General features: G+C 34.3%; 15 protein-coding genes. 14 read left to right on the top strand and 1 reads right to left on the bottom strand.

The genetic code is table 11. The features are described from left to right. The first annotated feature begins 20 nt into the window (after positions 1-20). The 14 genes from BQ5341_RS09540 (at position 21) to BQ5341_RS09470 (ending at position 14,691) form a co-directional block, all read left to right on the top strand. The gene (locus BQ5341_RS09540) at positions 21-788 is read left to right on the top strand and encodes a tyrosine-protein phosphatase (protein WP_071131754.1); all 768 of its coding nucleotides are present in this window, start codon (positions 21-23) and stop codon (positions 786-788) included. Between the two features lie 51 nt (positions 789-839). Next, positions 840-2,660, top strand: coding sequence for a polysaccharide biosynthesis protein (locus BQ5341_RS09535; protein WP_071131753.1), 1,821 nt, complete (start codon positions 840-842; stop codon positions 2,658-2,660). Between the two features lie 8 nt (positions 2,661-2,668). After that, complete coding sequence (locus BQ5341_RS09530; protein WP_071131752.1) at positions 2,669-3,283, top strand: sugar transferase; 615 nt, start codon at positions 2,669-2,671, stop codon at positions 3,281-3,283. Positions 3,284-3,288: 5 nt separating this feature from the next. Then, positions 3,289-4,119, top strand: a complete 831-nt coding sequence (locus BQ5341_RS09525) for an NAD-dependent epimerase/dehydratase family protein (protein WP_071131751.1) — start codon at positions 3,289-3,291, stop codon at positions 4,117-4,119. 37 nt (positions 4,120-4,156) lie between these two features. After that, on the top strand, positions 4,157-5,302 hold the full coding sequence (locus tag BQ5341_RS09520) for a glycosyltransferase (protein WP_071131750.1): 1,146 nt from the start codon (positions 4,157-4,159) through the stop codon (positions 5,300-5,302). Positions 5,303-5,341: 39 nt separating this feature from the next. Further along, the gene (locus tag BQ5341_RS09515) at positions 5,342-6,289 is read left to right on the top strand and encodes a glycosyltransferase (RefSeq protein ID WP_071131749.1); all 948 of its coding nucleotides are present in this window, start codon (positions 5,342-5,344) and stop codon (positions 6,287-6,289) included. Positions 6,290-6,478: 189 nt separating this feature from the next. Beyond that, positions 6,479-7,753 carry an O-antigen polymerase gene (locus BQ5341_RS09510; protein ID WP_158661770.1) on the top strand — a complete coding sequence of 425 codons (1,275 nt, stop codon included), beginning with the start codon at positions 6,479-6,481 and terminating at the stop codon, positions 7,751-7,753. Next, a complete protein-coding gene (locus BQ5341_RS09505; protein ID WP_071131747.1) occupies positions 7,746-9,164 on the top strand; it encodes a lipopolysaccharide biosynthesis protein in 1,419 nt (472 codons plus the stop codon). Before BQ5341_RS09510 ends, BQ5341_RS09505 begins: the two co-directional genes overlap by 8 nt. Further along, on the top strand, positions 9,151-10,251 hold the full coding sequence (locus tag BQ5341_RS09500; RefSeq protein WP_071131746.1) for a polysaccharide pyruvyl transferase family protein: 1,101 nt from the start codon (positions 9,151-9,153) through the stop codon (positions 10,249-10,251). Before BQ5341_RS09505 ends, BQ5341_RS09500 begins: the two co-directional genes overlap by 14 nt. A 1-nt stretch (position 10,252) precedes the next feature. Next, positions 10,253-11,233, top strand: coding sequence for a nitroreductase family protein (locus BQ5341_RS09495; protein WP_071131745.1), 981 nt, complete (start codon positions 10,253-10,255; stop codon positions 11,231-11,233). A 9-nt stretch (positions 11,234-11,242) separates the two neighbouring features. After that, complete coding sequence (locus BQ5341_RS09490) at positions 11,243-12,160, top strand: WaaS/CpsH family glycosyltransferase (RefSeq protein ID WP_071131744.1); 918 nt, start codon at positions 11,243-11,245, stop codon at positions 12,158-12,160. A 109-nt stretch (positions 12,161-12,269) separates the two neighbouring features. Next, positions 12,270-12,683: a hypothetical protein gene (locus BQ5341_RS09485; protein WP_071131743.1), complete on the top strand. Its 414-nt coding sequence runs from the start codon at positions 12,270-12,272 to the stop codon at positions 12,681-12,683. A gap of 57 nt (positions 12,684-12,740) precedes the next feature. After that, positions 12,741-13,912, top strand: a protein-coding gene (locus tag BQ5341_RS09475) for an IS3 family transposase (RefSeq protein ID WP_106396145.1) whose coding sequence is annotated in 2 segments (ribosomal slippage) — positions 12,741-13,017 and positions 13,017-13,912 — 1,173 coding nt in all. Because the reading frame shifts where the segments join, the coding sequence is not laid out codon by codon here. 95 nt (positions 13,913-14,007) lie between these two features. Beyond that, a complete protein-coding gene (locus BQ5341_RS09470) occupies positions 14,008-14,691 on the top strand; it encodes a hypothetical protein (protein WP_071131742.1) in 684 nt (227 codons plus the stop codon). Between the two features lie 225 nt (positions 14,692-14,916). Here BQ5341_RS09470 and BQ5341_RS09465 read toward each other — a convergent pair whose 3' ends face one another. Next, positions 14,917-15,621 carry a hypothetical protein gene (locus BQ5341_RS09465; protein ID WP_071131741.1) on the bottom strand — a complete coding sequence of 235 codons (705 nt, stop codon included), beginning with the start codon at positions 15,619-15,621 and terminating at the stop codon, positions 14,917-14,919. Positions 15,622-15,789 lie beyond the last annotated feature (168 nt).

The following is a 15,789-nucleotide window of genomic DNA, read 5'->3' as shown; positions in this document are numbered from 1 at the left end:
AGAAAGAAGGTGCAAAAAAAATGTTAGATCTCCACTGTCATATTTTGCCAGGTATCGATGATGGCTCGGCCAACCTCGATGATGCGCTTAATCTTGCCCGTAAAGCAGTCAGCCAGGGAATTACTCATATTCTTTGCACCCCACATCATCATAATGGAAAATATATTAATTCTAAGGCCAGCGTCATGGAAAAAGTTGACGAATTGCAAAAAGAATTAGATCTTAGAGAAATTCCTTTGACACTTTACGAAGGACAAGAAGTCCGCATTTTCCCTGAAATTATGAATGAAATTAATAAAAATGATATTTTGTTTTGTGACGTCGGTGATCGGTATATTTTAATTGAATTTCCTACCCGGGAAGCGCCCAGTTATGCCATAAGAGTTTTAGGTGAACTTTTGGCTGCCGGAAAAACACCAATTATTGTTCATCCCGAGCGCAATGGAACGTTTATCAAAGATCCTAACGCCCTAATTGAATATCTGGACATGGGTTGCTTGGCACAATTAACCGCCCCAAGTATTGTGGGAATTTTTGGTAAAGAGATTCAGCAAACCGCACATGATATGGTGGAACACAACTTGGTGCAAATGGTAGCTAGTGATGCCCATCATATCAAGCGCCGCACTTTTTATTTAAAAGAAGCATACGCAGAAATTTTGAATAAGTTCGGTCCGGAAAAAGTGGAGGCTTTTGAAGGCATATCACGCAGGGTACTCAACGGCGATGACGTGATTCGTCCGGAGTTTTCGAAAATTGGACAAAAGAAAGGCTTTTTGTGGTTTTAAACGACTACGGAAAACCAAAAGTGTATTTTAGGGAGAAAGTTGGTTTTTAGAATGAATAGAAAACAAAAAATTGCTTCATTAGTCGTTATAGATGCTATTTTAATTATTATCGCAAATGTAATTTCTGATATGTTTTTGGATCCATTTGTCCATCCGGGATTTCAATTTATGGTGAAGTCAGTGATTGCTCAAATAATTGCTTACTGGATTTTTGCAGCATTATTTAAAGTATTTCAACGAATTAACCGCTACACCAGCTTAAAGGAATTGGTGGCCATTTTCATGGCGACCACCTCGAGCTTTTTAGTGGTTTATTTTGCGTTAGGATTTATTTTAGAAACAACATTTTCAAGACGTTACATTTTCTTGAGTTATCTGATGACTACTTTCTTAATTATCGGGAGTCGTTTAACTTGGCGGATTATAAATGAACGTAAAATTCACCAAAATCAGCTAGCGCCTAACGCGATGCGGACAATTATTGTGGGCGCCGGTGCGGCGGGGGGAGTTTTGGCCCGGAGTATTAATAATTCTGTGAATCGGAATATCGATCTAGTAGCTTTTGTAGATGACGATCCGAATAAGAAAGAAATTTATTTCCAAGGGGTTAAGGTAGTCGGCACCACCAATGATTTGCCTGCTTTAATTGAAGAATACAATATTCAAATGGTGACTATCGCCGTACCTTCCATTCAACCGCAAGAATATGAACGAATCATTAGCCTAGTTTCCCCTTTGAAAGTCAAATTAAATACATTACCTTTTATTGAAGAAATTGCCAATGGGAATATTTCTGTTTCTAAATTACGAGATGTTGACGTGGTGGATGTCTTAGGTCGGGAAGAAATTAAACTCGACATGGAAAAAATTTCTGATGACGTCAACGGAAAAACAATTTTAGTCACGGGTGCCGGCGGATCAATTGGTTCCGAGATCACACGCCAACTGATGCGTTTTACTCCAAAAAGAATTTTGCTTTTAGGTCATGGTGAAAACTCTATCTATCAAATTCATCGTGAACTTACGAATAATTTTAAAGAAAAAGATACCGAATTTATACCGATTATTGCCGATGTGCAAGATCGCGAGCGAATCTTTTACTTAATGGAAGAATACCGGCCGGAAATTATTTATCATGCGGCCGCCCACAAACATGTGCCCATGATGCAATGGAATCCTACTGAAGCAGTGAAAAATAATATTTACGGTACTCGCAATGTGGCTGAAGCTGCTAAAGCAATTGGCGCTGAAAAATTCGTTATGATTTCGACGGATAAAGCAGTCAACCCGCCGAACGTGATGGGAGCCAGCAAACGAATCGCCGAAATGATTGTTACTAGTATGAATGAACCAAATGAAGCCAACGGAACCAAGTTTGTTGCTGTTCGTTTTGGAAATGTTTTGGGCAGTCGTGGTTCTGTGATTCCGTTGTTTAAAGAACAAATTGCTAAAGGTGGTCCCGTGACGGTGACTGATTTTCGGATGACCCGTTACTTTATGACCATTCCAGAAGCTAGCCGTCTAGTACTACAAGCCGGTACTTTGGCTCGCGGTGGTGAAATTTTTATTCTTGATATGGGCGAACCAGTGAAAATTGTTGATCTCGCTAAAAAGATGATTGCTTTGTCAGGATATACCGAAGACGAAATTAAAATTCTTGAAACCGGCATTCGACCTGGAGAAAAACTTTACGAAACGTTGTTAGTCGATAAAGAAAAAAATCAAAAACAAGTTTTCGATAAAATATTTATCGGATCCGTCCACGGCTTCACGCGCCCTGAAATTCGCGCGTTCGTCGAAGGATTACCAAAACATGATGACCAAAAATTATCGGAAGAACTAATCAAGTTCGCCCGAGAATCTAGTAAGTAGGTGAGGGAATGTATCAACACTTTTTCAAACGACTATTAGATTTTTTGTTGTCCTTGGTGGGTTTAATCGTACTTTCACCGGTTTTTCTAGCAATTATTATTGCAATTAAACTTGATTCAAAAGGGCCGGTAATTTTTCAACAAAAAAGAGTCGGACAACGTAAAACTTTTTTTCAAATTTATAAATTCCGAACGATGCGGACGGACACGCCAAAAGAAATGCCCACACATCTGTTAGGTGATCCCGATATGTTTATTACAAAAGTTGGAAAATTTTTGCGCAAAACTAGTCTTGATGAATTACCGCAAATGGTTAATATTCTAAAAGGCGATATGGCGATTATCGGACCGCGTCCAAGTTTGTGGAATCAAGAGGATTTAATTAGCGAACGAGATAAATACAGCGCAAATGATGTACGCCCAGGATTAACTGGTTTAGCACAAATTAGTGGACGAGATGAATTAGCTATCGATGTCAAAGCAAAACTTGATGGAAAATATGTCGCGGAAATGAGCTTCCTGCTGGATATCAAATGTTTCTTTGGCACAATCGGCGCCGTCTTTAAATCAGATGGCGTGGTTGAAGGCGGCACCGGTACAATAAATAACAAGGAGGGGAAGTAATCGAGATGAAGAAAATTTTAATTACTGGCGCCAATAGTTATATCGGCACCTCCTTTGAGAAATATATGGCGCAATTTGGTGACGAGTATCAGATTGAGACGATTGATATGAAAGATGGGACTTGGAAAGAGAAGGATTTTTCTGGGTATGATTCACTCTTCCATGTTGCCGGGATTGCTCATGCTGATGTTTCTAATGTCAGTGAAGAAACGAAAAAATTATATTACGCAGTCAACACAGATCTGGCTATTGAGACCGCTAAGAAATATCAGACTGACTTGGCTGGAAAACCGGGTCAGTTTATTTATATGAGTTCCATCATTATTTACGGTGAAGAGACGAACATTAATAAAAAAAGAGTAATTACTAGAGAAACAAAACCAAATCCGTCCAATTTTTATGGGGATAGTAAGCTGCAAGCTGAAGTTGGCTTGGAACCTTTGAATACAGAAAGTTTTAAAGCGGCTATCTTGCGACCGCCAATGATTTATGGTCCGGGAAGTAAAGGAAATTATCAACAATTAGTAAAAATAGCTAATAAATTGCCCGTGTTCCCAGATGTGAAAAATGAACGATCGATGCTGTATATCGGAAATCTTTGCGAGTTTGTCAAAGAGCGAGTGGATAAACAGGATGCTGGTTTTTTCTTTCCGCAAAATAATGAGTATGTCAGAACAAGCCATATGGTGAGAGACATTGCTAAGGAAAATGGAAAGAACATCTATCTTTTTTCTTGGATGAACTGGTTGATTCGTCTGTTAGGATATGTACCTGGGAAGATTGGGAGACTTACTAATAAGGCTTTTGGGAATTTGGTTTATGACAGGGAAGGTTAAAAAGCATAGATTATTGAATTTAAGATGGAGGACGTAGATGGTTAAAAAAGCTTTGATTGTAGCTTCAGTGGCTTCGATGATTGAGCAGTTTAATATGCAAAACATAGAGCTTTTGATCAGTCTGGGTTATCAGGTGGATGTTGCTACAAATTTTGAAGAGCCGGGTAATATTACTGAAGAAGTTGCAAATCAATTGCAAAAATCCCTAAAAGAGGAAGGGGTCAATTGTATTCAAGTTGATTTTCCTCGGGGGATGGGTAATATTTCTAAAAATAAAGTTTGCTTAACTATCTTAAAAAAACTTGCCCAAAATAACTATGCGATTGTCCATTGCCACTCACCAATTGGTGGTGTTCTTACTCGTCTGGCATTCAGAAATTCAAAATCAAAAGTTATTTATACAGTACATGGATTTCATTTCTATAAGGGTGGGCCTTTAAAGAGCTGGCTCATCTTTTATCCAATTGAGAGATATCTTTCACGTTGGACCGATGTACTATTGACTATTAATAACGAAGATACAAAAATCGCGAAAAAATTCCCAGCTGGGGAAGTCGTTCAAATTCCTGGCGTAGGGATTGATTATCAAAAATTTCAAACAGATGTTTCTGAAGATGTTAAGCAACAATTACGACTAGAATTGGGTATTTTAGAAACAGATACAGTTCTCATTTCGATTGGTGAGCTGAATACTAACAAAAATCATATCACTGGAATTAAAGCTATGGCCAATCTGGGATCTAATTATAAGTATATAATTTGTGGTCAAGGTGTTTTAGAAAAAGACTTGAAAATGAAAGCTCACGATCTTGGTTTAGACAATCAAATAAAATTCATGGGTTACACATCAGAAGTAATAAAATATTTGGCGATTTCTGATTTATCATTATTTCTTTCAAAAAGAGAGGGATTAGGTTTAGCAGGTCTTGAGGCAATGGCTGCCGGAGTTCCTTTAATATCATCTTGGGTTGGTGGGATTAAGGATTACACAGATAACTACGAGACAGGCTTTACAATTAGCAATCCAATAGATAAAAATGAAGTCAAAAAAGCTATTGTAAAATGGGGGAATTTTTCAGAAAAAGAAAAAATTCAACTTAAAAGTAGTTGTGTAGAGCTAGCCAAAAAATATGATATCGAAAAAGTAAATAAAGCTATGAAGCTAATATATTCTAAGGTTTAAAAATAATTATTTTTACGAATAAGTATGAGGAGGGGTCAGGTGGCAGATTTAGTTAGTATCATTGTGCCAGTTTATAATGTTGCTCAATACTTAGAGCGATGTTTAGACAGCATTGTGAAGCAATCTTATTTAGAATTAGAAATTATTGTTGTAAATGATGGATCAACCGATGATAGTGGGATGATTCTTGAAAAATATAGAGTATTAGATCAACGGATTATTGTATTGGAAAAAGAAAACGGGGGTCTTTCTTCAGCTAGAAACTCTGGATTAGATTACATGACCGGGAAATATGTAACTTTTGTGGATTCTGATGATTTTATTGCAATCAATTATGTGAAAAATTTAGTTGATGTAACAAAAAAATATGACTGTGAAGTTGCCGTTTCCCAACTACAATATTGGTATGACAATTCGAAAGAATCTAAAGAAGTGCCTCCGAGGTCTGATGAGTGTCTTTCTGTTTCAGATGGAATAAAAGAAATGCTGCTACAAAAAAAGTTCGATAACTCAGCCTGGGGAAAAATCTATAAGGCAGAATTTTTTAATAATATTCGATATCCTGTTGGTAAATTATATGAAGATACTCCAGTTACATACAAACTCTTCATGAAATCCAATAGTATTGGAATAGTATATTCAAAAGATTATTTCTACTATCAAAGAACTGGAAGTATTACTAATACGAAGTTCAATAATAAGAAACTCGATATTCTACCTTTTTTGGATGAAATGTACATAGTGATCCCAAAAGAATATCCTGAGTTAATAAATGCAACACGTTCAAAAATAGTCAGCTCATTGTTTGGGTTACTAAAGCAAGTTCCTCAATCTGAAACTGAAATTAGAAATGATATAAAAAAGAGAATCATAAAGTACAATAGTATGGGTATATTGAAAGAAAGAGCCAGACTCAAAGTAAAGGTTGCAAGCATAGTTAGCTTAGCTCTTGGTTCGACTCTCTGGAATCAGCATAACGACAATTGAATAAATTCTTTTACAACATTTCGAAAATTCAAGTTAAATACTACTTTTAATATTTAAATTAAACATTATAATAATGTATGCAAAACGCTAAATATCCTTTTTTTTGTTTATGATACTGGTGTTGGTAATTTCAGATGAGAGAGAATCGGAGGAGCAAATTTGTTTTTTCTATTAGGAATCCTAATTTTTATGAGTATTTTTGAAAGCTATTTATTTACGGGAAAAGATATTTTTTCTCCCTCCTTTTTGGTTAGCGCAAGTTTTGCTGTTAGTTGGTTATTTTCTTCTTACAATTATACTTTATGGGGACTTTCAGATTTTGGAATTTTAACAGTTCTTTATATATTTTTTGGACTTCAGATATTTATTTTAGTTGATTCTTTTGCAAAAAATATTAGACTCAGAAAACAATCCAGATCCTTAAAATTAGAAAGTCAACAGCATAGAGCAAAAGTATACATTAATAAGTGGGCTGCGATATTTTCAAGTGCATACCAATTGATAGTTTTAATTTTGACAAGAAGGCAAGTACAAGCAATTGGCTCTTTGGGAGATACAGATAATTTTCTTTATAATTATAGAATTGTTACGTCTTTTGAAAACCTTCAGACTAGCAGATTAGTCAGTTTCTTAAGTGAAATTTCTCTTGCTGTTGCATTCGTGTTCCTTTACATCTTTATTCGAAACTTTCAAACAAGCAAAATTTACGAAAAAATTCTTTTGATACTTCCAGTGTTAATACTCTGTTTAACAAATATATCTTCCGGAAGTCGATTTAATATTATCAAACTATTCACAGCGGGATTCGCTTATTATATGTTAATTTTTGTACGAAAAAAAGTGAAATTTTCTTTTGTTGCTAAGTCTGCCCTTTTGGTTGTAGTATTTTTCGGATTGTTCTATTTAATTAGGACATTTTCGGGGAGATTAGATGAGTCTAGCGCCATCGAATACTTGTCAAGTTATCTTGGTGGACCCATAAAATTATTTGACTTATATATTAGAGACAGGGGTGTATCACATAGTATTTTTGGTGAAGAAACATTTTACTCTATAAATACACTTCTAATAAAACTGGGAATATTGAATACGCCAATGTACTCTCCACATTTAGAGTTTAGATATTTCAATGGAATTAATCTCGGTAATATATACAATGGCTTTCGAAGAAGTATACAAGATTTTGGCCCGCTAGGATATTTTCTAGTTACCTCATTTACTAGCTTATTTTATTCAATCTTCTATCAATATATCAAACAAAATAGAGACAAAAATCAAATATTTTCAATAATGATTTACGGGGCAATGACGTATCCGTTATTTCTTTATTCGATAAACGATTACTTTTCACAAGGAATTATCTCAGTTAATTTTGTGCAATTTATTTTCTATATGTTAATTTTTAGTAAGTTAGTTATTCGTAAAGATGATAATGAATCGAATTGGGAGAGTGAACATGTTTAAGAAGAGCTTATTCACAAATTTGATCTTTGCATTTGGTGCCCAAGGAATTTCTTTACTCCTAAGTGTAATTCTTTCACTGGTTGCTCCAAAGCTTTTGGGCGTTGAAGATTTTGGCTATTGGCAACTTTTTATTTTCTATTCTAGTTACATTGCTTTTTTTCATTTTGGATTAAATGATGGTGTTTATCTATTAACTGGAGGTAAAACCTGGAAGACAATCGATAAATCTGAAATTAAGTCGGAATTTTTATTTGGTTGTTCCTTTGAGCTACTTATTGCTATTTTTATTTTTTTTGTTTCCCAGTTCCTGAATCTATCACCTGAGAGACAGTTTATAGTTAATCAAACACTGATTAACTTTTTGCTTTTTTCAGCTGCTAACTTCATTGGTTATGTTTTTCAAGCTGTAAATCAGACAAAAATATTTTCTATGTCAATGATTATTAATAGAATAGTTTTCCTCGTATTTTTTCCAATAATGTTGGTTTTTGACAGAGTTCATTTTGAAATATTTATTTATGTTTATAATTTTGCACAGTTAATAATGTTGATTTACTGTCTCTTTAAAGCAAAAGATATTTTTGCTAGTCCACTCCTATCATTGAAAGCTACCTTTGTGAAATCCATTAGAACGATTAGTGTAGGTAGTAAACTAATGTTATCGAATATTGCTTCGATGCTTATTCTAGGCTTTTCTAGGTTCTTAGTTGATAGAGAGTGGGGAATAGAGGTTTTTTCGAAATTTTCTTTCGCACTTACATTGGTTAATTTTTTCTTACTGTTTATAAATCAAGTGAGTATGGTGCTTTTTCCTGCCTTGAGCTCAATCGGGGATCAGCAAAAAAAGAAATATTATTATTTGATTAGTGACGGTCTAAATATTTTATTACCAGCTATGCTTATTTTTTACTTTCCAATAAAAAGTATCTTAGGTGTTTGGCTACCTGCCTATGAAACAGGGCTAATTTACTTTGGAATTTTGTTGCCATTGTGTACTTCAAACGGGAAAATGCAATTATTGAATACAACTTTCTTTAAGGTATTTAGAAAAGAGAAAGAACTACTTATCTTAAATGTTTTGTCCGTAGTATTAAGCATCGTTTTCACTCTACTTTTTGTGTACGTCTTTGATTCTATGGATTTACTATTATATTCTTTAGTGTTAGTAACTTGGTTGCGGAACTATTCTAGTGAAAGAATATTAGGAAAATTCATGAAAAAAAATCCTAGTGGGGCTTTAGCGGATGCTGTATTAGTGATTATTTATTTACTTTGTATCAGCAAATTTGATTCAATTATTGGAGCGAGCATTTTTGGGTTATCGTATGTAATATTTTTAAGCTTCAATATTAAGAAAGTTAAAAATCTCTTAAATAATATAAAAGGAATGAAATCTATTGAAAAAAATTAGTGTGATTACATTGCATGCGATTAAAAATTACGGGTCTGTGTTGCAGACTCTAGCTACACAAGAAATATTTCAAAATATGAATTTAGAAGTTGAATTTGTAAATTATATTAGACCAGATGCGTCAGATGAAGCAATCCTAGACACATGGACAAAAAAGGAAAAAGGTTTAATTAAACTCACTAAAAAAATTATTCTACTTCCAACTATTAAGAAATGGAAAACAGTTTTTGGGGGATTCCTTAAGAGTAATATTAACTTAAGCGAAAATACATATTCAACCACTCAGGATTTTTTGGAAAACCCAATTGTAAGTGACAACTATTGTGTCGGAAGTGATCAAGTTTGGAATTCAAAATGGAATCTAGGATTAATACCTGAGTTCTTTTTAAGTTATGCTCCAAGTGGGAGTAATAAGATTTCATTTGCTAGTAGTTTTGGTAAGGAAAAGCTAGATGATTGGGAAAAAGTTGAAACAAAGAATCTACTAGCTGACTTTCGACATATTTCTGTTCGTGAAAATAGTGCAGTAGACATTATTAATGATTTGGATATTGCTGGAGCGGTGCATGTTTTAGATCCAACTCTAGTGTTAGATAAAGATTTTTGGGCTAAATTTGCTGGAGAAAGTCCCAAAAGAAAAAAATATTGTTTAATTTACCAATTGAATTCAAATTCTAATTTCGATAAATTTACAAAAGAATATGCAAGGAAAAACGGATTAGAATTATTAAGAATATGCATTCGGTATGATCAATTTATAAAAACAGGCAAACCAGTTTTTATACCCGAAGTCAAAGAGTTTGTTTCCTTATTCTTAAATGCTTCCTGTGTGATTACAGATTCCTTTCATGCTACAGCTTTTAGTATTAATTTAAATATTCCATTTATATCCATCTACCCAGGAGAATTTTCAACTAGAATAGCTAGTATATTAAAAGTGATGCATCTTGAGAACCGCCATTTAGAAGACTATTCAAAAACAATTGAGATTAATGATATTGATTTTGATTATGCGAATAAACTGTTAAATAAACAACGTGCAGAGACTATGGAGTTTCTCACTACGGCTATTAATTCGGAGGATTAAAATGACAATTAAAGACAAAGCAAAAGTAGTTTTAGGTCCAACCCGTTTGTTACTTAGTTATCGAAATGACTTCATGAGATTTTTACACTATTCTTTTTATTTTCAACGGCGACACATGAGTACTGAAAATCTAAGAGGAGAAATTACTTTTGAATACCATGCTATAGAAAAAGGATTGTCACATGATACTCTGAGACTTGGTTTTGGAAAGAAAAGAACTAATCGGCTAATGAGTCTATTAAATCAATGGGTAGCACACGATTGCGATAAATATGATAAAAGATTTCTTACGGGTATAGCAGTGTTAAACCGTTATGTCCAGGTTCACGAACAAAATAATTTTTATGTTTCAGAGATGAAGAACAAATTAGCTCCTTTTCAAGTTTATTTAGGTGAAAATCAGGTCAGTGGAGGAGAACTGCTGCTTAGTGGACAAATACTTTCGGAACTTTCTAATTCAAGCTTTGAAGACTTCTCTGCTAGTAGAAGATCTGTTAGAAAATATGGAACTGTTAAGATTACTAAAAATCAAATTGAAAAAGTTATTAGTCTGGCCAATAATGCACCTTCAGTTTGCAACCGTCAATCAGTAAAATTGCACGTTGTTATGAATGATAAACTGGTTCAAGAAACATTAAAATTGCAAAATGGGATTCAAGGAATGGCGGAAAATGTGTCTGGAGTAATTTTAGTAACTTCTGACTTGAGCTATTTTGGGCATCTTAATGAGCGGAATGAAAGCTTTATTGATGGTGGGATTTATTTAATGAATCTCTTGTATAGCTTAACTCATTATCAGATAGCTAGCTGCGCTTTGAATAGTAATTTAAATCTCACAAAAATGAAAGAAGTGAGAAACTTACTTCATATTCCTGAGAATGAAAACTTAATTGCTTTTGTTTCCTTTGGTAGCTATCCAGATACTTTCAAAACTCCAGTTTCAAATAGAGATGTTGTTGAAGATATGACCAGTTTTCTGTAGGAGAGCGATATGAATTCAAACGAAATACTTATCTTGACCGTATCTAAGAGATCGGCCACGTATTCTCCTGATGCAATTAGGTTAGGATTTAATATGCATACGATCTTTACTAATACTTCTATAGCAACTAAGCTAGGATCTAGAATTGAATTAAAGCTCGGTCGATCTTGGTTGAGCTTTCTTTTTGATAATTCTTGGAAGAAAAAATTACCTCAGATAAAAAAGCTAATTATTGTCGCAACTCCGCAGTCAGTTGCTGTGGTTAGATACATTAACAAAAAATTTCCGGAAATTTCAGTGTTTGTCTGGTATAACAATCCGGTCTCAATGGAAGTTCCATTGAAATATTTTTTGAATCTAAATTGTTCAATTTACACTTTTGATGAAGATGACAGTAAAAAATACAATTTGATATTTAGTAAACAGTACATTGATCTTGAGCCAATTAAGGACGTCTTGAATGTTAATCAAGATATAAAAAATGATGTAGTTTTTATTGGCGGGGATAAAGGAAGAGTTGTGGAATTACTAGAAGTAAAAGAATCTTTTTTAAAAAGAAACATCAGCTTGAAACTTTATGTTGTTTCTACTGATAACGACATGGAAGGATTTCCCTATCAACCAAAAGTATCCTATAAGTATCTTCTTAAAATGCAAAACGAAAGTCGAGCTATTTTAGAAATTTTACAGGATGGACAGTCTGGCATTAGCTTGCGAACTTTGGAAGCTATGTTCATGAAAAAAAAGTTAATAACGAACAATAAAAATATTGAGCAGGCTGATTTTTATTATAAAAAAAATATTTTTATTTTGGGAGTGGATGACCTAGAAGGACTAGAGGAGTTCATGAATACGCCATTCCAAGAAGTTCTTAAAGAAATTATGGACCAATACACTTTTGAGGGATGGGTACAAAGATTTATTTGAGATAAATCCATAGTAAAGATGTATAATGTGGATGTTATTTCCGAATAGTGATTTTAAAAAAAATCAGAGGGTAGAAAATCTATAAATTATCTTTCTAGAGGTGATGCACATGCAGTTTATTATTTTTCCCAAAGAAGTTTCATTTGAGTATAGTGTTATCGATGATTTACTTAGACAAATAAATTCGCTGGAATCTCCAGTGATAAATGCAGATGTTTGTTTTGATTTTAAAAGTACAACCTGGTTAAATGCCGATTTAACGCCATTTCTAGGAAATCTTGCCCTTAATTTAGCAAAAAATGGTTATAAACTTTACTCTACAAATTTTGGATCAAATAAAGTTAACTCTATTTTAAAGAAAAATGGTTTTTTAAAAAAGCATGGAATTGGAGAACTCGAAGTAGATTTCTATGGTACAACAATGAAATATAATATCTTTCAATCTGAGGCCTTTATTGACATAGATAGCTACCTTGATAAAGAGGTTTTTGATAAAATTCATAAATTGAATCGGCTACACTAGACTAGACAAAAAAAATAAGGTGTGTAGAATAGAAAAAAACACACTGGAGGAATTTTTATGTCAAGACGTCCACGAAGAACTTATTCAAAAGAATTTAAACAACAGGTAGTCGATCTATATCTAGCCGGAAAATCACGGGTAGAAATTATTCGTGAGTATGAATTAACCGCTTCTTCTTTTGATAAATGGATTAAACAAGCAGAAACCTCTGGTTCTTTCAAAGAGAAAGATAACTTGACCCCAGAACAAAAAGAAATGATCGCTTTGCGCAAGCGAAACCAACAGCTAGAAATGGAAAATGATATTTTAAAGCAAGCAGCGCTGATATTCGGACGAAAAGACAAGTAATTGATGCCAATAAGCACAAATACTCGATATCAGCGATGTGTAAAGTCTTAGGAATTTCCCGTCAAACGTATTATTACCAGCCAAAACTCGTAAAAAATGAAGCTGAATTGGAAGAAGCTATCACAGAAGAATTTGTTCGTAATCGCAAGGCTTACGGCACAAGAAAATTAAAACAAATCTTAGCGAATCGCGACATCCAAGTGAGTCGTCGGAGAATCGGTCGCATCATGAAACAACGGGGATTGAAATCGAGCTATACTTTGGCTCATTTCAAAAACCATTCCTCTTCCTGTAATGAATCAAAAACAGATAATATTTTAGCTCGAGATTTTAGAAATAAAGAGCCTCTGGAAGCTATTGTCACTGATTTAACTTATGTACGTGTTGGGAAAAAATGGCATTATATTTGTTTGATTCTTGATTTGTTCAATCGAGAAATTATTGGGTATTCTTGTGGCAAAAGAAAAGATGCAAGCTTGGTCAAGCGGGCTTTTACTCGTATTTCTTATCCATTGACAGAAGTGCAGCTCTTCCACACCGATCGTGGAAAAGAATTTGACAATCAAACGATTGAAGAGATTATTGGAGCCTTTGGCATTACTCGCTCTCTGAGCAAAAAAGGTTGTCCTTATGATAATGCAGTAGCTGAATCTACATACAAGTCAGTGAAGGTAGAATTTGTTCATCAATTTCGGTTTGAGTCTTTGGAACAGTTAGAATTAGAATTATTTGACTACGTCAATTGGTGGAATCATTTACGATTGCATGGGACACTTGGTTACGAGACACCAATTGGATTTCGTTATCAGAGATTGGCGAAGCGAACCCTTGATAATGAGCGCGGATATGATACACCGAGTGAGGCGGCTTCATTCATTTGAGTGAGCTTCTGCCGTAGAGAATCATATCCGAGGAGGCTCATTGTCAAGGGCAATCGGAATAATAACACGAGACAAAAAATGACACCTTATAAATTTTGTCAAAAAAAGTGTTGCCATTTCAAGTTTCAAAATTTGCTTTAAGGAATCTTGACCAATATTTAGAATCATTCATAAAAGTGTCCGAAAATAACGTAGAATTGGTTACATTATTGAAAGATAACCAAAAGGAGTTAAGTCAAGATAGCAGTTTTAAAATTCTAGATTTAATTTCTGAGTTTCCTTATTCATATAATGAATTTATCGATTCACCTATCCTTGCTGCTAAAATTATTGAACGATTTCCAGATGAACAAGAAATTGATTATTTGTATCTTAAGTATTCAGATTTACCATTAGAAATCCAAGAGACGGTGAAAAGGAATGCAATTAATCAAGTAGAGAAGATTTTAGATGATAAAATCGAAATATCAATTGAACTATTCAATGATTTAGTTATGCAGAGCAGATTAGGAAGAACAACCTTGCAGAAATTGACGTATGCTAATTTCGAGAAAGTTTCCATAGAAGAGTTAAAAAATACATTTGACCGTGTAGGCTTAGAAAATATAGGATTAATTATAGTCGGGAGGAAGAATAATATAGAAAATACTGAAAATAATATTCGTGTCTTGAAATACTTTGTAGAAAATAAAATAATTTCCAGTTTCAAAGTGGAAAAATCAAAATTGAAACCTTTTCATTTTAGAAATAAAGAAAAATATATGGACATCAAAACTTGAATCAAAATTCCAACTTTTAGGGGCCTTTGTAAGTGGAAGTTAAATAGCACACTGACATCAATCATCATCAAACCATTTTTTATTGTGATCTGTTTATGACAATATTTAAGGTTATACAAACCCAAAGTAAAAGAAAATACTTCCCCAAGAATTTTAGATCAAAAAATCCATTTCTTGCTATGACAAACTTTATCGTCCAAATAAATCATGTTAAAACTACCGTATTCAACCCCCAAAATTCCTTCGATCCCTTGCCTCAATCACAATCTTTTGACCATCTAAGATAAATTTTGTCCAGTTCATAGGTTCTTGTCCTTTGAATTTCTCCCAAATATCAGCAAAAATTGGCGTAGTGAGACGATTTTTAATATGAGTCAGGTCGGCATAATATTGCTGGCAATGCCAACAGTAGCGGCCGGCAACCTGGCGGACTTTTTCAAAAGAATGCTTCGACAAATCGACAGTCAGTTGATAGCCGCCTGCCATAATAATTTCCAGCGCATGATTCGTAGCGTGACAATCTTTCACGTGATGAAAATTAATCCACACCGGGTGATCTCGCATCCGACTTAAAGGCTGCAGACAAATGTCATAGGCGATGTAAGGTTTGAGGCCGAGACCTTTTTCTTTGCCACAGCTGAGATTAATCGCCTGCATCACCGCATCGTAATCATCATTTTCTGTCCAACGGTGCACCGCGTGGCGCGATGACAAGTGATATTCAATCAGTCCGCTAGTCGTCAAGACCCAACAGTGCTCCTTATGTCCTCTTTTTTCCTTATTTTTTTGCGGCCAAATCGCCAGTACTTCTGATAACTGTGGATAAGTCGTTGAACCGGTGGAGTCATTATCAAAGGCTGCCTGTGGAAAAATTTGTTGCTGGTCTTGGTGCACCGATTGCAAAATGTGCGTTAATTCACATGAGTCCATAAAAATCCTCCCAGAAGTTTGAAAATTTTTTAATCTAAGACCGAGTGGTTGATAAATTAATTATAAATGTTTTTTATCAGAATGAAAATCGAGACGGTTCGATAACAGGCGTTATTTAATATTTTTGTAACATAAGTCATCAGGTTCGAAATTCCCCGTTAAATTTGG

The organism is Enterococcus timonensis (assembly GCF_900104595.1).
Taxonomy (GTDB): Bacteria; Bacillota; Bacilli; order Lactobacillales; family Enterococcaceae; genus Enterococcus_J; species Enterococcus_J timonensis.
This window is presented reverse-complemented; position numbering and strand designations above follow the sequence as displayed.